This is a genomic window from Streptomyces geranii (genome assembly GCF_002954775.1).
GTDB classification, from domain to species: domain Bacteria; phylum Actinomycetota; class Actinomycetes; order Streptomycetales; family Streptomycetaceae; genus Streptomyces; species Streptomyces geranii.
Genome location: NZ_PJME01000015.1, coordinates 74,540 through 95,595, shown reverse-complemented (window position 1 = coordinate 95,595; position 21,056 = coordinate 74,540). Strand labels below are relative to the sequence as shown.

General features: G+C 71.4%; 16 protein-coding genes. 6 read left to right on the top strand and 10 right to left on the bottom strand.

Going from position 1 to position 21,056, the window contains the following annotated elements:
* Positions 1-129 precede the first annotated feature (129 nt).
* Both CW359_RS21335 and CW359_RS21330 read right to left on the bottom strand, forming a co-directional pair.
* Positions 130-1,326: a 3-dehydroquinate synthase II family protein gene (locus tag CW359_RS21335; RefSeq protein WP_105971668.1), complete on the bottom strand. Its 1,197-nt coding sequence runs from the start codon at positions 1,324-1,326 to the stop codon at positions 130-132.
* Positions 1,323-2,138, bottom strand: coding sequence for a 2-amino-3,7-dideoxy-D-threo-hept-6-ulosonate synthase (locus tag CW359_RS21330; RefSeq protein WP_105971667.1), 816 nt, complete (start codon positions 2,136-2,138; stop codon positions 1,323-1,325). The genes CW359_RS21335 and CW359_RS21330 overlap by 4 nt, the downstream gene beginning before the upstream one ends.
* A 257-nt stretch (positions 2,139-2,395) precedes the next feature.
* On the opposite strand from CW359_RS21330, the gene CW359_RS21325 reads away from it, so the two are divergent.
* Positions 2,396-3,736: an MFS transporter gene (locus CW359_RS21325; protein WP_105971666.1), complete on the top strand. Its 1,341-nt coding sequence runs from the start codon at positions 2,396-2,398 to the stop codon at positions 3,734-3,736.
* An 84-nt stretch (positions 3,737-3,820) separates the two neighbouring features.
* Here CW359_RS21325 and CW359_RS21320 read toward each other — a convergent pair whose 3' ends face one another.
* From CW359_RS21320 to CW359_RS47140, 7 genes are all read right to left on the bottom strand, one after another.
* Positions 3,821-4,759 (bottom strand): RNA polymerase sigma-70 factor, encoded by a 939-nt coding sequence (locus CW359_RS21320; RefSeq protein WP_105971752.1) that lies wholly within the window; start codon positions 4,757-4,759, stop codon positions 3,821-3,823.
* A 58-nt stretch (positions 4,760-4,817) separates the two neighbouring features.
* Positions 4,818-6,026, bottom strand: coding sequence for an NAD(P)/FAD-dependent oxidoreductase (locus CW359_RS21315; RefSeq protein WP_105971665.1), 1,209 nt, complete (start codon positions 6,024-6,026; stop codon positions 4,818-4,820).
* Between the two features lie 145 nt (positions 6,027-6,171).
* Complete coding sequence (locus CW359_RS21310) at positions 6,172-7,491, bottom strand: acyltransferase family protein (protein ID WP_232838501.1); 1,320 nt, start codon at positions 7,489-7,491, stop codon at positions 6,172-6,174.
* Positions 7,478-8,644 carry an alpha/beta hydrolase gene (locus CW359_RS21305; RefSeq protein ID WP_408647503.1) on the bottom strand — a complete coding sequence of 389 codons (1,167 nt, stop codon included), beginning with the start codon at positions 8,642-8,644 and terminating at the stop codon, positions 7,478-7,480. The genes CW359_RS21310 and CW359_RS21305 overlap by 14 nt, the downstream gene beginning before the upstream one ends.
* A 158-nt stretch (positions 8,645-8,802) precedes the next feature.
* Positions 8,803-9,549, bottom strand: coding sequence for a class I SAM-dependent methyltransferase (locus tag CW359_RS21300; RefSeq protein ID WP_105971664.1), 747 nt, complete (start codon positions 9,547-9,549; stop codon positions 8,803-8,805).
* 129 nt (positions 9,550-9,678) lie between these two features.
* Positions 9,679-10,374 (bottom strand): response regulator, encoded by a 696-nt coding sequence (locus CW359_RS21295; protein ID WP_105971663.1) that lies wholly within the window; start codon positions 10,372-10,374, stop codon positions 9,679-9,681.
* Positions 10,375-10,404: 30 nt separating this feature from the next.
* The gene (locus CW359_RS47140; RefSeq protein WP_269805604.1) at positions 10,405-10,530 is read right to left on the bottom strand and encodes a hypothetical protein; all 126 of its coding nucleotides are present in this window, start codon (positions 10,528-10,530) and stop codon (positions 10,405-10,407) included.
* A 275-nt stretch (positions 10,531-10,805) separates the two neighbouring features.
* On the opposite strand from CW359_RS47140, the gene CW359_RS21290 reads away from it, so the two are divergent.
* The 4 genes from CW359_RS21290 to CW359_RS21275 all read left to right on the top strand — a co-directional run bounded on the left by CW359_RS21290 (position 10,806) and on the right by CW359_RS21275 (position 18,392).
* Positions 10,806-14,210, top strand: coding sequence for a S8 family serine peptidase (locus CW359_RS21290; protein WP_105971662.1), 3,405 nt, complete (start codon positions 10,806-10,808; stop codon positions 14,208-14,210).
* Positions 14,211-14,366: 156 nt separating this feature from the next.
* Positions 14,367-16,700, top strand: a complete 2,334-nt coding sequence (locus CW359_RS21285; protein WP_332874988.1) for a hypothetical protein — start codon at positions 14,367-14,369, stop codon at positions 16,698-16,700.
* A 31-nt stretch (positions 16,701-16,731) separates the two neighbouring features.
* Positions 16,732-17,169 carry a DUF5955 family protein gene (locus tag CW359_RS21280; RefSeq protein WP_232838500.1) on the top strand — a complete coding sequence of 146 codons (438 nt, stop codon included), beginning with the start codon at positions 16,732-16,734 and terminating at the stop codon, positions 17,167-17,169.
* 176 nt (positions 17,170-17,345) lie between these two features.
* Positions 17,346-18,392: a formylglycine-generating enzyme family protein gene (locus CW359_RS21275; RefSeq protein WP_105971659.1), complete on the top strand. Its 1,047-nt coding sequence runs from the start codon at positions 17,346-17,348 to the stop codon at positions 18,390-18,392.
* A 109-nt stretch (positions 18,393-18,501) separates the two neighbouring features.
* Here CW359_RS21275 and CW359_RS21270 read toward each other — a convergent pair whose 3' ends face one another.
* On the bottom strand, positions 18,502-19,338 hold the full coding sequence (locus CW359_RS21270) for a DUF4394 domain-containing protein (protein WP_198655319.1): 837 nt from the start codon (positions 19,336-19,338) through the stop codon (positions 18,502-18,504).
* Positions 19,339-19,677: 339 nt separating this feature from the next.
* Here CW359_RS21270 and CW359_RS21265 point away from each other — a divergent pair, with 339 nt between their 5' ends.
* Positions 19,678-20,976: a PucR family transcriptional regulator gene (locus CW359_RS21265; RefSeq protein WP_105971657.1), complete on the top strand. Its 1,299-nt coding sequence runs from the start codon at positions 19,678-19,680 to the stop codon at positions 20,974-20,976.
* Positions 20,977-21,056: the final 80 nt, after the last annotated feature.

Here is a 21,056-nt window from a genome sequence, read left to right as displayed (position 1 = left end):
GAGATCGGCGAGGTCCGATCCCGAACCCGATCCTGAACCCGATCCTGGTCGCTCGGCCGCAGCTCCTGCCCCTGTTCCTGCTCCTACCCCTGACCCCGCGTCCGCGCCCTCTAGTTCGCCCATCGAACCTCAGACCTCCTTGCAGAACTCGCCGATGGGCAGCCCGACATGGCGCTTGTCGGCGGCCAGGTACCCGAGCAACTCGTCGCCCGTGCGCAGTTCGGTGACGTTGAGGACCTTGCCGCCCGGGCCGAGCACCCGTACGTGCCAGTCGTCCTGAACGGTCAGGCTGACCAGTCGGCCGTCCTCGGCGTGCGTACGGATCTCAAGGAGCGGCCGGGATTCGAGCTTCGCGCGCCCGACGACGACCCGCCGGGTCCGCCCGTCGGCGCCGACGGCGAGCAGCGCGCTGCCCGAGCCGACCTCGCTGAGGTAGTTGGTGCGGTTGTCGGGGCCGAGCGTGTACGAGTGCAGGGCACCGGCGTTGACCCGGAACGGCCTGGTCGGCATGTACGGCAGCGGGTGTGTCTCGCTGCAGCACAGCACGAACCCGGAGGAGTAGGAGCCGACGAGGATGCCCTCGTCCTCCTCGAAGTGCGAGCAGGTGTCGACACAGACCCGGTCGCCGAGCCCGACGTGCCGGATGCTCTCCACGGTCAGTGTGGACAGCTCCAGTTGGGGCGTCGTCGCCTCCAACAGGCGGGCCAGCGCGAAGACTTCGTCGGCGCTGCGGGGGGTGAAGAGGATGCCGTCCGAGCCGCGTTCGAGGACGTCGAAGACGATCGCCGCCTCCTCGAGACCGTCGACCACCGTCACCAGCTTGCCCTCGGCGGACTCGGCCGCCGCGAGCACGATCTCCAGCGGGATCTTCGTCGGGTCGGCGAAGTGGATCACCGTGTACGGCAGCACCATGGCGCCGGCGCAGGACAGTTGGAGGGTGCGGTCGTCCCGTACGTCGATGAACCCGGAGATCTGCCGGTCACCACCGCTCTTCGCGGGGCTGGCACGGTGTTCGGCGGCGAGGGCGTCCAGTTCGTCCTGGGTGGAGAACTTCCGCAGGAGTACGTCGATCCCGGCGCCGGAAGGAGCTTTGGAGTCCTTGTCGCCAGGCTTCGCCTCCTTGTCGCCGGACTTCTTCACGGCGGCGGCGGGGACCGGGACTCCGCCCTCGGAGACCAGCACCCGGGTGACAGTGGGCGGCAGGGTCCCCAGCAACTCGGCGTCGGAGGCGACAACTCCCGCCATCCGGGCGTGGATTGCCGTGTCCACCACCGCCTGGAGCTGCGGACGGGGAACCTCACGCAGGTCGATCCATGCGAACCTCATGCCACTCCTGCCACGATCGTCGAGTAATCAGTCATGCGCATGTCAGTAGAGAGCCCGTCGCCGTGCACGACCGCGGACAGCCGGGACACCAGCGCTGCGGGCGCCGGGTGGGAGAAGATCCGGCGGCCGATCGCCAGCCCCCGGCACCCGGCGGCCATCACGGCGGTGCCGTACTCGACCAGATCGGAGCCGTCCGGTGGGCCGCCCGCCGCGAGGACGGGAATCGGACTGTTGGCGACGACCTCGGCCATCCGCTCCACCGGCAGCGCGACGGACGTCTTCACCATGTCCGCGCCCAGGTCGGCGGCGACGTTGGCCAGGTGGGAGAGGAGGGCGGGGTCGCGCGGGTCCTCGATGCGCGGGCCGCGCGGATAGACCATGGCGATCAGCGGCATGCCCCACGCGTCGCAGGACCGGGCCACCGCCCCCAGATCGGCCAGCTGCTGGGCCTCGGTGTCCGAGCCGATGTTCACATGGACGCTGACCGCGTCGGCGCCGAGCGTCAGTGCCTCCTCGACGTCGGAGACCAGCACCTTGGCGTGGACGTCGGCGGAACAGGACGTACTGGCGCTGAGATGCACCACCAGCGCGCAGCTCTTCAGGATGTCCGGCGCGAAGGAGCGGGCGCGTCCCTTGTGGACGATGATCCCGTCGGCACCGCCGGCCACCAGGGCCCGCAGCAGGTCGTCCCATTTGTCGGCGGGAACGATTGGACCGTCCGAAACGCTGTGGTCGAGCGGTACGAGCAGATGTCGGTCGTCACCCGCGAGCGAAAGTCTTCTCAAGCGTAATTGCTTGCCCGTTTTCAGCATGGGAATTGTGATTCTCCGTGTCCGAAAATCGATGGTTGTAGAACTTTCAAGTTAAGCGATCACGAGCATTCTCGTGTGACTGGCGGTTGGCAAGGTGTAACCGTCGGTAAATTTTTATACGGCTGGCGGCATGAATATCCAGCTAAACATTGACAGCCAACTGACAGGAATCGTTTCTTGTCGAAATTGAATTTCGATGATTAGGGTGACTCCCCTCCCCAATCAGGACCCCTCTCAGGACCTGGAAGTGACCCCCCATGCCTGAATTACCGACAATGACCGTTTCCCCACAACGGTCGGAAAAGACCGAGGCGCCGAAGGTCGCCGTGGCGAGTCTGGTCGGCACGACGATCGAGTACTACGACTTCGCCGTGTACGGCACCGCCTCCGCACTCGTCCTCGGCCCCGCCTTCTTCCCCTCGGGCAACGCGACCCTCTCGTCCCTGGCCGCGTTCCTCACCTTCTCCGCGGCCTTCCTCTCCCGCCCCCTCGGCGTCGTCCTGTTCGGCACGATCGGCGACCGGCTGGGCCGAAGACAGGCGCTGGTGGTCTCGCTGCTGCTGATGGGCGTGGCCACGGTCGGCGTGGGCCTGCTCCCCACGTACGAGACCGCCGGACTCCTCGCCCCCGTACTGCTGGTGACACTCCGTCTGCTCCAGGGCGTCAGCATGGGCGGCGAGTGGGGCGGGGCGGTGCTCCTCGCCGCCGAACACGCACCACCCGGCCGCCGCGCGCTCTACGCGTCCATTCCGAACATCGGCCCCTCGCTCGGCTTCCTGCTCTCCACCGCGGTGATCCTGCCGACGATGAACATCGTGGGCATGGAGGCCTTCACCGACTGGGCCTGGCGCATCCCGTTCCTGCTCAGCACGGTGCTGGTCGCGGTCGGCCTGTGGGTGCGGGCGACGGTGTCCGAGTCTCCGGTCTTCAAGGCGCAGGCGACGAAGAACGCGCAGGCGCCCCGGCCGGAGTCCAGGTCCGAGCCCCGCTTCCCCCTGGGCACGCTCGTCAGGCAGTACCCCGGCCGGCTGCTCCTCGGCACCGGCGCGGCGATCGGCGGCTCGGCCGTCTACTACCTGACGATCGTCTACAGCCTGTCCTACGGCCCACAGGAACTCGGCATCCCCCGCAACACGATGCTGACGGCGGCGAGCATCGGCGCGGCGGCCGGCATCGCCATCACCCTCCCGGTGGCCAGACTGTCCGACCGGATCGGCCGCCGCCCGCTGATGCTGGCCGGGGCGGTCGGCTGCGTGGTCTGGGCGATACCCATGTACGCCTCGCTCAGCTCCCGCAACGGCCTGGTGATCACCGGCGCCTACACGGTCGGCCTGATGTTCCTCGCCCTGATGTTCTCCCCGGTGGCGGCCTTCCTCCCGGAACTGTTCCCGGCCCGGCTGCGCTACACCGGCGCCTCCGCCGCCTTCATCCTGGCCAACACCCTCGGCGGCGGCTTCGCCCCGTCGGTCGCGACCTGGCTGAACAGCCACTGGGGATCGCCACTGGTCCTCGGCTTCTACACCGGCGGCCTCTGCCTGGTCAGCCTGCTGTGCCTGCTGGCGCTGCCGGAGACCCGGGAACGCGACTTCGACGTCTGAGACCGGCGCCGGACGCGGTTCCCGACAGGGGCCGGGCGGGGACGGGCCACGGCCCGCCACTGCCCGGCCCCGCCCACCTCCCCGTCAACGGGAGGTCAGAGCGGTCTCGGACTCGACACGGGTGAGCTTCTCGGGGTTGCGGACGTAGTAGAGGGCGGTGACGCGGGCGTTCTCCACCCGAGCGGCCAGTACGCCGTCGATCACGCCGTCCACCCGCAGGACGAGCCCCGGGTTGCCGTTGACCGTCGTCGGCTCACCGGTGAGGACGCCACCGGCCTTGCCCGCGCTGCCCGCCATGTAACGGAGCACCTTGTCGACGCCGACGACCGGCTTCAGCGCCGCAAGCCTCAGCCCGCCGCCGTCGCTGACGAAGACGACGTCCGGGGCGAGCACATCGAGCAGCCCCTGCAGATCCCCGGTCGCGAGCGCCAGCCGGAACGACTCCAGCGCCGCCCGCGTCTCCGCCGCCGACACCGGCGTCCGCGGCCGTCGGGCGTCGACGTGCCGCCGGGCCCGGTAGGCCGTCTGACGTGCGGCGGACGGACTCTTGCCGATCGCCGCCGCGATGTCGTCGTACCCGAAGTCGAAGACCTCGTGCAGTACGAAGACGGCCCGCTCGGTCGGCGAGAGGGTTTCGAGCACGAACATGAGCGCCAGCGACAGACTCTCCGCCAGTACGACGTCCTCGGCCACGTCCGGCGCGGTGAGCAACGGCTCCGGCAGCCAGGGCCCGACGTAGGCCTCCTTGCGCCGCTTCAGCGTGCGCAGCCGATTGAGCGCCTGCCGAGTCGTGATCCGCACCAGATACGCCCGCGGGTCCCGCACCTGAGCCAGCTCGACCTCCGCCCACCGCAGCCAGGCCTCCTGAAGGACGTCCTCGGCATCGGCCGCCGAGCCGAGCATCTCGTAGGCGACGGTGAAGAGGAGGTCGCGGTGCTCGACGAAGACGTCGGTGGCCGGGTCGGTGACGGAGTCGGGGTTGAGGTCGGGGGCAGGGTCGGTGACGTGGTCGTCGGCGTCCATGTCGTGGGTGTCACTCTCTCGCGGTAGGTCCAGGTCCCCCATGCCGGTTGCTCCGACCCTAGGCGGCGGGCCGGGCGTCCGACGGTGTCGGGCGGTCGGTGGTGTCGTCGCGGTCCGGGCGCGAACCGGCCTGCTGACCGGCGTTGCGGCCGGCCTTGCGTGCCCCGGACACCAGCTTGTTGAGGGTGAACCGGCAGGCGACCTCCTTGACGCCGGCCCCGGTCCGCCCGCTGATGCTGAGCGCGTTCACCTTGTCGTTCGGGTAGGAGAACTGGGTGACGCCCTCCTTCCGGCCGAGGCTGAGGCACTGCCCGGCGAAGAACATCCGGACCGGAGCGGGCGACTTCCCCGCGATCCGGCGCAGGATCGTGTCGGCGGCGGCCGGGCCCAGCTGCACGGCGGCCTGGCAGCTCATCCGGAACGGGTGTTCCGGCATCACCCCCGCGTCCCCGGCGGCGACGATCCGCACGTCGTCCACGCTGGTCAGCGTCGCGTCGGTGAGCAGCCGCCCCGCGCTGTCGGTACGCAGCCCGCTGTGGGCGGCCAGGTCGGGCACCCGGAACCCCGCCGTCCAGACGGTCACCGCACCGGCCACCTCCCGCCCGTCACCGAGCCGCACGCCACCGGCCGTAACCTCCGTCACCTGCGCACCGGCACCTTCGAGGACGGTCACGCCGAGCCGCGCGAGCCGACGCGCGACCGGCCGGCGGACCCGGGCATGCAGCGAGGGACCGAGCACCGCACCGCACACCAACGTCACCTTGCGCCCGGTCTCCGCCAGCTCGGCGGCGGTCTCCAGCCCGGTCGGCCCGGCCCCGACGACGATCACCGCCGCCGATTCGGGCGCCTCCTCCAGCGTCGCCCGCAGCCGCTCGGCCCCCTCCAGGTCGGACACCCAGTGGGCGAACTCCGCCGCTCCGGGCACCCCGGGATCGGCGGCCCCGCTGCCGACGGCGTAGACGAGATAGTCGTACGGGACCGGGTCACCGCCCGCCAGCACCACCCGTCGCTCGGCGGCATCGATCCGGGTCGCGGTGTCGACCACCAGTCGGACACCGGCCCCCAGCACATGGCCGAACCCCTGAACCGCGTCGTCGGAGCCGGTCACGAGCTGGTGCAGCCGGATCCGCTCGACGAACTCGGCCCGCGGATTGACCAGCGTCACGGAGACCCCGTCCCGCCGGGCCAGCCGATTGGCGGCGGTCACACCCCCGTACCCGCCACCGACGACGACCACCTCGACAGTCCCGTTCCGGTTCCCGCTCATGATGTCTCCCTAGTGCTGTGGACTCGGCATGGAGACACCGCAGGCGCTCCTGGCGTAACAGCGCGGCGGTGAGACGTGGCGCACACCGGGTGCACACCGGACTCGTATCGGGCTCGCATCGGGTACTGCGGGCGGTCCGGCCTGGTCAGACGACCGTCAGCGCGTACCAGGCGAACGCCCCCGCCAGCCCCGCGACCGCCACCCGCCATGGCCCCCGTATCCCGGTCCAGGGCGCTTCGAAGCGGTGGGTCAGGCGGACCAGGCCGAGCAGGGTGGCGGCGACGAGCGGCAGCCAGGCCAGTCGGGCGAGTATCCAGGTGGTGGTGTCCGGGGGAGTCGTGAGGCCCGGTATCGGGATGCCGGTGTACGAGCCCGGTATCGCCAGGGTGAGCAGGGCCGTCTGGTGCCAGCAGAGGATCGTCATCGCGGCCAGGTTGACCGTCACGACCACCGCCCACAGGCCGCGCCTTCGGCGCAGCAGCGCGTCGAGCCGGTCCCGCAGCAGGATCGCCGCGCCGCACTGCGCACAGGCCAGCGCCGGCACGAGCAGCGAGGGCGGGTGGGAGTTGGTGCGGGCCGTGCCCGGTACGCCGACCATGCTCGCCGGATAGTGGAAGGCCAGGAGCAGTACGGCGAACAGCGCCCCACCGCCGAGCAGCAGCCGCCACGCCCCGCGCATCGCGAGTCGTCCCTCGCCCCAGCAGACGCCCAGTTGGTAGGCGAACAGCCAGCCCGGGCCGAGGTTGAGCAGGCCCAGCCAGGACGGCACGGCCTGCGTCCAGGGGCCGTAGCGCAGCAGGTCGATCACGGCGACCGAAGCGAGCAGCGGTACGGCGGACCACGCGCCGTATCTCCGCGCCGCGCGCACGCACCACGGTGTCAGGGCCGTCACCAGCACGTATATGCCGACGAACCACAGCGGCTGGACCACCAGCACCACCCCGGTGCGCAGGGTCCCGGCCGGTACCCCGGCCGCGTACAGCACCGGCAGGAGTACGGCCCACACCGCCGCGACCCCCAGGACGGGGCGCCCGAGCCGGGCCAGCCGGCCGCGCAGCCAGACGTCCGTCGGCACTCCGCGTCCGGCCGAGCGGCGCAGCGACAGGGCCGAGGCGCAGCCGCCGACGAGGAAGAAGATGCCGAGCGTCTGCAGTACCCAGCTCACCGGGGCCAGGAAGCCGAACGCGGTCAGTGGGCTGGAGTTGTGCAGCTCGCCCCCGGGGCCGAGGGTGAGGCCGCCCAGCAGCCAGTGGCCCAGGGGGACGGAGACCAGGGCGAGGGCCCGTAGGCCGTCGAGGGCGCGGTCCCGGTGGGCGGGGGTGTGGCGCTCTATGCGGGCGGCGGCTGCTGCGGCGGCCACCGCGATGGTTGTGGTGGCGGTCGCGGGGTGTCGCCGTGCGGTGGCCGGGGACAGGGGGGTGTGGCGAGTCGTGGGTGGTGGGTTGCGGGTGTCAGGTGAGCCCATGGCGGCAGTTCTCCTGGTCGGACGTGGTCGTCGGGGCGCAGGTGATCGAGGCGTAGGCGCCGACCGCTATGTCCGCGTAGTTGCGCAGTGAGGCCGTGCCCGGGTCGAAGTAGCCGGTGTGGCCCTTCGCGCCGGTCGAGGACACGACTCGGGCGCCGAAGTCCGGGTCCGCCGGGTCGGCGCCGTGACCGAGACCGAACAGCTCGACCGGGGGGACCCAGCGGATCCAGTCCGTCGTGTTCCGGGCCGTCGCCCAGAGGTGGGACCGGGCGCCGACCGGGACCTGGCCGGCGTGGGCCAGGCGCATGCCGGGGGAGGCCGCGACCACCAGGTCGGACACCTGGCGGTCGGTCAGCCGCTGGGCGGCGATGCCGCACAGCACCGAGCCGTAGCTGTGGCAGAAGAGGGCGGGTGGGGTGGCCGGGCGGGTCGTCGCCGCCAGGCCGTCCAGGAAGCGGAGCAGGCGCGGGGCGCCCTCCTCCGCCAGGTGTCCGGTCGCCGCGTCCCAGCCGACGCCCACCGGGGTCGTGTAGCCGACCCACGCGATCACCGCCGGGTGGTCCGCGGGCGCGAGCCGGGTCATCTCGGCGCGGAGGTTCCGGGCCATCCGGGCCGCCGCGTCGTACGAGGCCAGGTCGGTGTCGGAGCCCGGTACGAGGACCGCGATCCGGCGGGCGGTGCGCAGGTCGCCGTACACCTCGGCGAGCTGTCCGCGGCCCCGGGGGTCGAAGGCGAGGATCTGGCGGCCGGGGGCGAGGAGTTCGGCGTATGCCGCCGCTCTTGCCCGGGACCGGGCCGTGGCGCTGGTCAGTTCGCGGGCGCGTTCGATGGTCAGGGCGCGGGCGTTCGCCTCGTACCGCAGTTCGGGTGGGGCGCCGTCCAGGTCGCCCACGATCAGGGGGTGGTGTGCGGCCAGGGTTGTCCGGCGGGCCGGCGTCAGGGTGGTGAAGAAGCGGGCGATCCGCGCCGGAGGGGTCGACTGCGGGTCCGGCAGCCGGCTGCCCAGGGTTCGGTCGGCCGCCCAGGCCGCCGTGCCCGGGGGTGGGCCCGTGACGGCGGTCTGTACATCGCCCGCCGCCCAGCCCGCCGTCCCCGCGATCGTGGCCAGCACCAGCGCGCAGACGACCAGCCTGCGCCGCAGACGCTTCATCATGTGCCTCCCCGTTTCCCGTGCATCCCGTGCATCCCGTGATTCCCGTGCTTCCCGAGATTTCGTCGATGTGCGGAAGGTAGGGAGTGGGGAGGCCGGCCCGCGTCACACCGGGGAGCCAACCTCGGCGTAGCACCCTGGTAGGGGGCGGTGGACGGACCTCAGCGCAGGGTGAAGAAGATCATCGGATTGTCGGTGCTCTCGCGGACGGGATGGCCCAGGGCGAGGGACCGCTTGACGTCCTTGAGCCGGTCGTGGATCTCGGGGGCGCGCGCCCGGGAGGCGGTGAAGCAGGTGTTCTCCCGCTCCGCCAGCCAGCGCAGCACGACCGCACCCTCGGTGAACGGCAGCGCCCTGCGCCCGTGGAAGACGTCGTGGACGCACACCGGTATGCCCGGGCGCAGGCGCGGGAACAGCTCGCGGACGTACCAGCGGGCGAAGCTCGCGGAGTGCGCCGCGTCGATGAACAGGAAGTCGGCGGTCGCCGGTATCCGCTCCGCGTTCTTCCGCGCGTCCCCCTGCGTGAACGTCCAGCGGCCCGTCGCGAGGGCGTCCGGCACCTCTCGTACGACGTGGTCGACGATGTCGTACGAGTGGAGGTGGCCCGTGCCGTTGTCACGCAGGGCGCGCAGGATCCAGGTGGTCGACCAGCCGTGGAAGGTGCCTATCTCCACGACCGTCTCCGGGCGGGCCTCGCGCAGCAGGAGATAGGTGATCTCCGCCTCTATGTCGTCCAGTTGGGCCTTCATCGAGGCGGGCGGGGCGAGCAGGGCGCGCTGGCGCTCGCGGGCCCGGTCCAGGTCCTCGGCGAAGGTGCGGTAGAGGCGGCTGATGTGGTCGAGGTCGATGGCCGGGCCGGCGGCCGGCCGCGCGTCCGTGCTGCGGGGGTCGATGGGCTGGTGGTGCATGCGTCACGCTCCTGCGAAACCGATCCGTGGTCGGGACTCGGTGATGCTGGAGCGCGGGTACCGGGCCGCACATCACACCCAGGTGCCAATTCGGACCTCACACCTGGGTATGACAACGCGAGATGAGGGTCAGGTCGGCGAGGCGCCCGGCACGATGAGCCCCGACTCGTAGGCGAGGACGACCAGCTGCGCCCGGTCGCGGGCGCCGAGCTTGGTGAGCAGCCGGGTCATGTGGGTCTTGACGGTCTGCTCGGCGACCACCAGCCGCTGCGCGATCTCCGTGTTCGACAGGCCCCGCGCCACCAGCGTCAGCACCTCCCGCTCCCGGGGCGTGAGGCCGTTCAGGCGCAGCCGGGCGGTCCGGGGCGGGGTGGCGCGGCGCCGGACCACGTCCTCGATGAGGCGCCGGGTGATGGACGGCGCGAGCAGCGCGTCACCGGCGGCGATCACCCGAACCGCCTGCACCAGCTGGGCGACCGGCGCGTCCTTGAGCAGGAAGCCGCTGGCGCCGGCCTGCAGCGCCTCGTAGATGTAGTCGTCGATGTCGAAGGTGGTCAGCATGAGCACCTTCGGCCGGTGGACGACACCGCGCGGCGGGGCCAGCAGCTGCCGGGTCGCCTCCAGGCCGTCCATCTCCGGCATCCGTACGTCCATCAGCACGAGGTCGGGGTGGGTGTGCCGACTGACCTCGACCCCGAGTCTGCCGTTGGGCGCCTCGCCCACGATGTCGATGTCGCTCTGCGCGGACAGCAGCGCGGCGAATCCCGAGCGCACCATGTCCTGGTCGTCGACGACGACCACCCGAATTGCCGTCCCGTTCGTCATGCCGCCCTGCTCTCCTGAGTTGCGTTCCGGTCAGTGGGCGGGGAGACCCGCCGCCGAGGCGAGCCACTGCGTGGCGATCAGCGCGGCCACGGCCAGCGTGGTGACCCGCGCCAGATGCCGCCTCGGCCGTGCGCCGTGCGGTGGTGTCCTCGTCATGTCCGACTCCTCTGCGGCTCGTGTCACCCCGTGCACCCCCGTGGGGCCCGGTAGCCCAATCTGCTGCCCCCGAGGGCACCCCCGCCTCGGCCTAACGGCCGGAACCTGTGGACCGTTACCGCCTCTGTACTGGCCGAATGGCTGAGGAGGGCGTCCCGCGGGCGATCATCCGGTGATCTTCCGTCAGATACACGCCGGATCTTTTTCCAACCCGGTGCCACCCCCGTCCGTCTCTTGGCGCGAAGCCTTTCGATTCCCAAGTGTCAGGAGTTCAGATGGAGTTACACGCGAGATCGAAGCGTGCGGTCGTGGCGGCGGGGGTGGCTTCCACGGCCCTGCTGCTGGCCGGGATGCCGGGTGCCGAGGCGCAGGACGCGAGCCGTGTCACCGCGGCCGGTACGGCCAGGGCGGTGAAGACGGTGACGCTGGTCACCGGTGACCAGGTCCTGGTCGACGGTGCCGGACAGGCCACCGGTGTGGTGCGGGCGGCGGGCAGGGAACGGGTGCCGTTCACCGTCCGGGTGGTCGACGGGCACACCCGGGTCGTCCCCGGGGACGCCGAACTGCTGCTGGCGCAGGGCAGGTTGGACGCCCGGCTGTTCGACGTCACGCAGCTCGTCGCCGACGGGTACGACGACGCGGGCCGTACCGACGTACCGCTGATCGTCACCTTCCGGGGGAAGAAGGCGCCCTCGATGACCCCGTTCACCGGGGCCGGGGCGAAGCTCGGGCGGGCGCTTCCGGTGGTCAACGGGAAGGCGATGCGGCCCGTGAAGAAGCGCGCCGCCGACTTCTGGGACGCCGTGACCGACGGGACGGCGACGGGGTTCACCGCGGCCACCGCCGTCGAGAAGGTGTGGCTCGACGGGCGGCGCAAGGCGAGCCTCGACAAGAGCGTGCCGCAGATCGGGGCGCCGACGGCCTGGGCCGCCGGGTACGACGGCACCGGCGTCAAGGTCGCCGTGCTGGACACCGGTGTCGACAAGGCGCACGCCGATCTCACCGGTCAGGTGGTCGCCGAGCAGGACTTCACCGGTTCCGCGTCCGGCACCGCCGACAGGTTCGGCCACGGCACGCACGTGGCGTCGATCACCGCCGGGACCGGTGCCGCCACTCCCGCCGGGTCCGGCGGCAAGTACAAGGGTGTCGCGCCGGGCGCGAGGATCCTCAACGGCAAGGTGCTCGACGACGAGGGCGGCGGCTACGACTCCGGGATCATCGCGGGCATGGAGTGGGCGGTGGCGCAGGGCGCCGATGTCGTCAACCTCAGCCTCGGCGGCACGGACCTGCCCGGCATCGACCCGATGGAGGAGGCGGTCAACCGGCTCTCCGCCGAGTCCGACTCGCTCTTCGTCATCGCGGCAGGCAACGAGGGCGAGTTCGGCGAGAGCACCGTCGGCTCGCCGGGCAGCGCCGCCGCCGCGCTCACCGTGGGCGCGGTCGACGACGCCGACGCGCTTGCCGACTTCTCCAGCCGCGGCCCCCGGGTCGGGGACGGCGGGGTCAAGCCCGACCTGACCGCACCCGGCGTCGCCATCACCGCCGCCGCGGCCTCCGGCAGCGTGCTGGAGGAGTGGTACCCCTCCGACATACCCGGTTACCTCACCCTCGACGGCACCTCCATGGCGACCCCGCATGTCGCGGGCGCCGCCGCGATCCTCGCCCAGCAGCACCCCGACTGGACCGGCGAGCGCATCAAGGCGGTGCTGACCGGGTCGGCCGCGCCGGGCTCGTACAGCTCCTTCCAGCAGGGCACCGGGCGTACGGATCTGGTGCGGGCGCTGGAGCAGGGCGTCGTCACCGAGCAGCAGCAGCCGCTCGACTTCGGGCTCCAGCAGTGGCCGCACGGCGACGACACCCCGGTGACCAAGCAGGTGACGTACCGGAATCTCGGTACGGAACCGGTCACCCTCGATCTGGCCGTCGACGCGCTCGCGGTGGACGGCAAGCCCGCCGCCGAGGGCATGTTCGCGGTGTCGCCGGGGCGGATCACCGTCCCTGCGGGTGGCGAGGCGAGCGCCTCCGTCACCGCCGACAGCCGGGCCGGTACGGCCGACGGCTCCTTCGGCGGTTCGGTTCAGGCCACTTCCGCCGACGGCACGACACAGGTGCGTACCGCTGTGGGCGTGGAGCGCGAGGTGGAGTCGTACAGCCTGACCCTCAGGCATCTCGACGAGAACGGTGCGCCGACCGGCGACGCCGTCACCTCCGTCGCGGATCTCGACGGCGACTTCTACGAGAGCTACGCCGACGAGCGGGACGGCGAGCTGACCGTGCGGCTACCGAAGGGCGAGTACACGCTCGGCGGGGTGATCCATCCGTCGTACGAGTCCGCGACCCACGCGATGCTGGTGCAGCCGAGGCTGAGCCTGGACGAGGACACCACCGTCGTCGTCGACGGGCGCAAGGCGCGGCCGGTGGAGGTCACCGTGCCCGACGCGGCGGCCGAGAACACCGAGGCCACCGTCTTCTTCAGCTACGACCGGGGCGGGGACCTGAGCCCGGGCAGCTACCAGTACATCCTGCCGACCTTCCAGGGCTCGCGGTTCGGGCAGCTCGGCGAGGACACCGGCGCGGACGGCATGTCCGCGGTGTTCGCCGGTGACTGGACCCGTGCGGACGACGCGGGCCGGCCCGTCACCTACCACCTGGGCTGGAACCGCGCCGGCCGACTGGACGGCTTCACCGCCGACGTCCGGCGCGAGCAGCTCGCGAAGGTCGACCTGCAAGTGGGCGTGCCCGTCGAGGGCAGGCGCGTCCAGGTCGAGGTGTCGCCGCACACCCCCGACGGGGAGCTGATCTTCACCGACCACGACCTGCGCGGCACCCTGCCGCTGAGCACGACCGACTACGTCCTCGCGGGCGACGTCAAGTGGTCCTTCCGCAGCTGGCAGACCAGCGGCGAGGGCCACGACACCGTCTGGGAGAACTTCCTGATGCGGATGCCGAGGAACTGGCAGGCCGGCCGTACCTACAGCGAGCGCTTCAACGTCGGCGTCTTCGGCCCGGCCCTGCCCGCCGCAGGCGACCTCGGCCCGGAACGGGGATTCCCCGGGGTCGTGCGGTACGGCAACGTCATCCGCGCCTACCTGCCGCTGTTCGGCGACGGCGCCGGGCACTGGGGCATCAGCGACACCACCGCGATCACCGGCACCCTGGAGGCCGACGGCAAGGAGATCAAGGACGACTACGGCATCCTGCCGAGCGAGGGCATCACCGAGTACACGGTCCCGGCAGCGGACACGACCTACAAGCTGACGGTCGACGACTCCCGTGATCCGGCGGTGTATCCGGTCTCCACGCGCGTGCGCGCGGAGTGGACCTTCCGCTCCGCCACCACACCGGAGGACGGGACGACCAGGCTGCCGCTGTCGGTGGTCCGCTTCTCGCCCGACCTGAGCCTGTCCAGCACGGCGGCGGCCAAGGCGGGCAAGCGGTTCTCGGTGCCCTTCACGGTCGAGGGCGCGGCGGCCGGCCAACGGCCCGCGAAGCTGGCCTTCGAGGTCAGCTACGACGACGGCGCGACATGGCAGCACGCCAGGTCCGTCGGCGGCACACACCTGGCACTGACCCACCCGGCCGCACCGGGCTCGGTCTCCCTGCGCGCCAAGCTGACCGACCGGTCCGGCAACACGCTGGTCCAGACGATCGAGCGGGCCTACCTCACTACGCAGCAGTAGCAGTAGGGGGCGGCGGTCCGTGGCCACAACTGACCCTTGGAGCACGTCAGTTCCCGGATTCCCGATCGTCGGGAGCGGGGATAGCCATAGGGTGCGGCCACGGGCCGCGGGGGACGGCGACAGGGGGAACGCCACGTGTTGATGCCTCGATGGACCGTGTCCAGATCCGGAACCTCCTTACGCGGGCGCATCGGCCTGCTGTGTCTGTTCCTGCTTGTCGTGGGCAGCCCCTGGGGGCAGCGGCAGGTGGGCGACTACTACGTGGACCACTACGACGACGAGGTCACGCGCTGGTTCGTCGAGGGGGCGTTCGTCCCCCGGTGGGACTTCTCCGCCGACGAGTACATCGACTACCTCGGCTCCTCCATGGTCGTCGTGCAGAACATCAGCGTCGTACTGCTGCTGCTGGGGCTCGCCCTGGCGATGAAGAGGCTGCGGGCGCGTGGCACCGCCGGGTGGGGGCGGTGCCTGCTCGTCGTCGTGCTCGTCTCCGAAGCCGTGGCTCTGGTGCGGTGGTGGATGTTGGAGACGTTCGTCGACGGGCTTGAGCTGCCCGACGGCTGGCTGCGTACCGAACTCCTGCACGCGCCCCTCGCGTTCGGGCTGGTCGTCGGCGTTCTGGTCGCCCTGCTCACCGTCGGGCTGTCCGGCCTGCATACGCCGTTCCGTGCACTGTCCCGTCCAACGCCCCGTCGGAGAAAGGGAGCTGCCACCATGACGACGACCCCGCAGACGTACATGCCGGTCGGGAGTGCGCCGGGTGACGTCACCCGGTATCTGTGCGCCGCGGCCTACGTCGACGAGGGGTTCGCCGGCCGGGTGGTGGAGGACGTCCTGTCCGACGAGGCCGGTGCGGTGGCTCCCTCGCCCGGTGTCGACCTGGTGGCCGTGGCCCACCACTGCCTGGCCGCACAGGAGATCAGGCGCGAACGCGATCTGCGGCTGGCCGGGGCGTTCGGGGTCGTCGCGGTGTTCGCGCCGCTGTGGCTCGTGTTCAGCGGAGTGTTCCTCTGGCTGGCGGCGCTGGCCGGACGCGCCCGGCCCGGTCTCGCCTCCCGCGGTCGGCAGCAGACCGGCAGCGGCTCCCTCGTGCGCGCCGGGATCGCCGCCGCCGTGCTGACCGTGTACGCCTTCTACCTCGCCTCCAGCCTCGCCGCACAGGACCTGCCCGGCTTCGCCGCCTGGCTGCTCGGCGCCTATCTCGCCGGGATCCCGGCCGTGTTCGCGTCCGTCGGCGCGGTGCTGTTCGCCTACGCGACCGTCGTACGCCACGACCTCGGCACCGACCGGCTGCTGCGCTCCAGCATGACCCGCGAGAAGTTCGGCCGCGGGCCCCTGCCGCCCGTACCGTCCAAGTCCTGGATCGCCAAGCGGCTCGCGGTCGTCAGGGCCGCGCAGAACGGGAACGTCACCGTGTACAGCGGGTTCGCGCCGTTCATCGGCTACGCCGGGGCCGCCTCCGACTGGCCGCTCGCCGTGCCGCTGCTGCCCGCCGAGGACCCCGTCGGCGCGGGACCGCGCGTCGCTTCCCGGCCGGGCGGGCCCGAGGCCTTCACCGCCGTCCAACTCGTCGACCACGTACGGGAACAGCTGCGCGAGGTCGCCGCCCGCGCGGGCACCGAGAGCGGTGCGAACGGCAATGGCAACGGCAACGGGGGTGGGGTCGCGGACGCCGTGCCTGAGACCCTTCGGTCCCTCACCGTCGAGGACCGCGTCTTCGTGAACGGCGCCACCATCGGCGACGACGGCCGGTTCATCGCGCCCGCCGAACTCACCCCGACCGTACGGCTGTCCGCCGAGGCCGTCGAGGAGATCGTGCTGCGCCCGACCGGCACGGTCCGCCACCACCTCGCGGTCCATGTGCCGTTGTGGGGCGGGGACGTCGTGCCGAGCGTGTTCCTGCACTTCTCCGTCGAGGGCCGGACCCTGCACGTGCACTGCAGCAACCACGTCCTCGGCCCGGTGGCCGCCGCCTACCACGCCGTCGACCGGCTGCGGGACCCGCTCACCCCGGAACGGGAGCGCGGGCTGGTGGCCGAGGCCGTCGGCCGTACCGCCACGGCGTTCCTCGGGGCGCCCTCCCGCGCGATGGACCAGGCCCTCTTCGAGTCCCGGCGCGGCAGACGGCTGGTCGACGAACTCACCGCCATGGAGCAGGACCCGGCCTTCGACTACGGCGCCCGGCTGAGCGTACGGGAGATGGCGCTCAGCCCGACCTACCACAACTACTTCCAGGTCGTGGACGCCGAACGCATCACCTCGGCGGTGCAGCGCCACACCCTCGTCGCGATCCGGGAGTTCCTCGACGCGCGCGGCTACGACACCACCGACTTCCGCGCCCAGCAGCAGACCATCCTCAACCAGGGCGTCATCCAGCAGGGCGGCACCAGCATCGTCGGCAACCAGGCGATCGGCGCGGGCGCCAAGGCCACCCAGAACCTTCCGCAGCAGCCCGGGCCGGCCGCCGCCAGCACCACCGCCCAGAAGTAGAGATCAACAGTAGAGAGGGGAGGGGAACTTCGTGGTCAGCAGCAGTAGCGGTGACAGTGGCCGTGGTGACCTCGGGCCTCATGTGGCCCAACCGCCCGTCAACAACGGCCTGGTGATCAACGGCGGTACCCACTACGTCGGCAACCAGGCCATCGGCCACCAGGCCCAGGCCTTCTCCGGCTCGGTCGCCTTCCAGCCCCAGGACCCGGCGCAGGCCGCCGCCCGTACGGCCGAACTCCTCGTGCACGTCCAGCAGTTGCTGTCCGAGCATCGGGCCGCGCTGGCCGACCCCGAGGCGACCGACCGCGAACTGCGGCGCCTGCGCGAGGAACTCGACGAGGAGGAGCCGCAGCCGACGGTGCTGCGCCGCGCCCTGGACCGGCTGACCGAGTTCGTCCAGCCGGTGACCCCGCTGGTCGTCGCGGTCGGCGAACTCGCGACGACGGTACGGGGGACGCTGGGCGCCTGACCCTCCAGGCCTACCTTCACGCTGAGCCGCGTGCTGTCGACGCTTTGCGCTCACAGGCTCCTCTCAGGGGACTGTTACAGCCCAAAGTGTCGACAGCTCATGGGAGTTGATGGAGCATCAGGGCTGCGCGCGACGCGCGACACCATCACCCCAGGAGCCGTCAGGAGTTGTTTGCCATGCGCCCGACTTCCCCCGGTATCGGCAGAAGGCCTCTCCTCGCCCTTCTCACCCTCGCGGGCGCGGCAGCGCTCGTACGGCCCTCCACCGCGGCCACCCGGACAAGCACCGCCGAGACCGCCGCCGAGACCACCACCGCCGCCGGTCAGGAGCTGGCCGGGATCTCCGCGAACCCGGACTTCGTCTTCGCCACCGACCTCGCCGGCACCGCCGGTTCGGGCGAGGCCTCACCCATCGGCGCCGACTACTGGCTCGGCGTCCACGAGGTCACCAACGCCCAGTACCTGGACTTCGTCACCGACACCGGCCAGGCGGCCCCGCCCTACTGGGACGGCGGCACCTATCCCGACGGCAAGGCCGACCACCCCGTGCTGACGGTCTCCCTCGACTCCGCCACCGCCTACTGCGCCTGGCTCAACGGACAGGCGGACGCGGAGGGTTGGACCTTCCGGCTGCCCAGCGAGGCCGAGTGGGAGTACGCCGCCTCCGGCCCCGACGCCCTCACCTACCCCTGGGGCGACACGGCGGGCACCACCTACGCGGACCTCGTGCTGACCAGCGACTACAACTACATGGCGGTCTGCGCGGCCTACGAACTCGCCGAGCACGGAGGCGAGTTGGCCACCTACACCGACAGCGGGTCCGCCCTCTACGGGCAGAGCCTCCCGATCTCCGAGATCCTCTCCATCGGCGCCACCGGAACCGTCGCCGGCTGGAACGTCACCGCCAGCCGAACCGGCTTCGTCTACACCGACGTCTACGACGCCCTCACCGACACCGGCGGCTACACCACCCCCGTCACCGCCTACCCGGGCGGGGCGAGCGCGGCCGGTCTCCTCGACCTGTGCGGCAACTGCTGGGAGTGGACCACCTCCGTCATCACCGCGACCCACGGCGGCGAGATGGGCCGGCAGGTCAACGCCATCCGTGGCGGCTCCTGGTACGCCAACCTCAACAGCTGCACCGCCGTCTACCGGGGCGAGGGCCGCGACCCGTCGGGCCGCTACCCGACCGTCGGCTTCCGGGTCGCCGCCACCGCCGGGTGACGGCGGAACCGCACCCGCCGCGACCCCGAACAGCGGGGCCGCGGCGAGCGGTTGAGCACGCGGAGCACGAGGAGCGCGCGGAGCGAGAGCAGCGCGCGGAGGCCGAGCGTCAGCTGCCGCTGATGGTGATCGTGATGTCCGTGATGTTCAGCGGGAACTGGCCGATGACCGTCGGCGTGCCGGTGAGGATGTCGATGCCGTAGAGGGACGGCGTGCTCGCCCCGTACGGAGTCAGCGAGGCGAAGGCGGTGTTGGCGGTGGTCTTGCCGCCCACGGTGGTGCTGAAGATGTCGTACCCGGCGTCGAGGTTGGCGTCGAAGCCGAGCCCCCCGGTCGCCACGAGGTTGCCGGCGTTCGGCGGCGACTGGATGACGATCTGGTCGTTGTAGGTGTCCACGTCGGTCAGCGTGGTCCCGGTGGAGCCGACCAGGTCGTTGTTCGTGTACGCGGCCCCGGTCACGCCCACGGCCGCCGACGTCGACGGCGGGATGTTCAGGGCGGAGTCGGCGACCGTCGTACCGTCGTTCAGGTTGTGCCGCAGGTTCTGGCCGTTGTTGCTGATCACCCGCAGCCGGTCGGCCGCCGGGTTGAAGTCGATGTCGAAGGCCGTGCCGTAGAGCGCGACCTGGAGCTGGGAGACCTTGGTGACGACCACGTTGCCGCTGCCGCCGGGCGACGGGGTCGTGATCGTGTAGATGCCGCCCTTCTCGCCGAGCCCGTACAGCAGACCGTTCTGCACCCGGTGGTCGATCCCGACCAGCTTGGTGTCGCCGCTGAGCCCGGTGACGGCCCGGACCCAGTTGAGCACCTGCGGGTTGTCGGTGGTGAACGTCACCATGATCGTGCCGTCACCGGTGATCCCGAACGCCCGCAGGCTCGGCACGGCGGCCGGCGCGGCGGAGCTGGCGCCCGGCGCGCTCACCGTGAGCGCGGTCGCCGCGGCCATGACGGCGACCGTCGTCGCGATTCTCTTTCTGGTCCCGGAATTCAGTGCTTTCAGCATTGTTACCCTCCCGTTTGAATGAAGACCGTCGGTCGGCGGACCCCGCGAATTCGATCTGGTCCTTTTCGAATCGGTCCCTCTGGGCCGCGTCCCGGTTCTCATTAAGCCCAGGCCGGACCACCCCCACAAGCGGATCGGACGACAAGAACGCCCTGGTACGGGAACTTTGCGCACTGTGACAAACGCGCCACCAGCACACCCTTCACGCTTTCACCCGGATTGATAAATGCCCGTCCGGTTTTCGTCTGTCGGCGCCTCACCCCGGCTGCCATGCTCACGCATATGGGGAGCCTTTTCGCCGAGCTGGCCCGCCGGGCGACGACCAACGCCCGCCGCGAGGTCGAGACATACGAGCGCGAGATACCGGAACTCGGGTCCCTGGCCACGAGTTCCCGCACCAGGGCGCAGACCCTGGAGTACTCGGTCTGGTTCCGCCGCCGTACGGTCGAACTGGCCCCGGACAACGGCATGCTGACCGACGACGACCTCGCCTACATCGCGTCGATGGGCGAGGCGCGCGCCGACGCGGGCATGTCGCCGGCCGCGCGGCAGCAGATCCTGCGGGTGCACACCGAGCTGATGCTGCGCGAGATCAACGAGGCCACGGAGGCCCGGCGCGGCGGCGACCTCGACGAACTCATGCGCATCATGGGCTGGTTCGCCCCCCAGGGCGAGCGCGGCATCGGCGCCTACCGGAGGGGCTTCGTGTCGGTGCTGCGCGGCCGGATGCCGTACGTCGAACAAGTCTCCCTGTTGGCAAGGGCGTTGCTGTCGGAGGACGGCTCGGCGGCGGAACTCGCCCAGCTCGCCGACCTGCGACTGGCCGAGGCGTACACGGTGTTGGTGATCCGCGTCCCGGTCGCCCCGGTCGGCCCCGGCGACCTGGACAACGATATCGAGGCACTGGTGAAGGCTCACCAGGTGCCGATCACCTGGTACCCGGAGGGCGAGGACCCGGGTAGTGGTACGGGCAGCGGTACAAACAGAGGCACGGGCAGCGGTACGGGCACGGGTGCGTACGGAGCGGGTGAACTGGTCGCCCTGGTACCGGAACCCGTCTCCGGCACGGCACCGGGCCACGCGACGACACCCGCCCCCGCCCTCGCCCCGGAGGACCCCGTCCCCGACCTCTTACGCGACTGCGCCGACGTCGTCGCCCGCCCCTGCGCCGCCGGCACCGCCACCGCCCCGCTCACCGGTCTCGCCGGTGCCTTCGAACGGGCCCGGCGGATCAGCAGGGCGGCCCCGCTGCGGCGGGCGTCCGCGCGACTGAGACCGCACACCCTGGCGGACGTACTCGTCGAACTCGCCGTCGCCGAGGTGCCGTTCGTCGACGACTGGCTCCGTACGACCGCCCGGCGCCTCGAACCCGGCCCGGACCTGTTCGTCACCCTCGACGCCTACTACCGCCACGACATGAACCGCGGCCCCGCCGCCGCTGCCCTCAACATCCACCCCCGCACCCTCGACTACCGCCTCCGCCGGGTACGCGAACTCACCGACATCGACCCGGCCTCGACGCACGGCGTACGGGTCCTCACCGCCGTCGTCGCCCGGGACCTGTCCGGGGCCTGGCGCTGACCGGTCCGGGTCCGGTCCAGGGCGGGCCGGAACGACGCCGAGGCCGCCGCCCGCTGGTGCGGACGGCGGCCTCTCGCGCG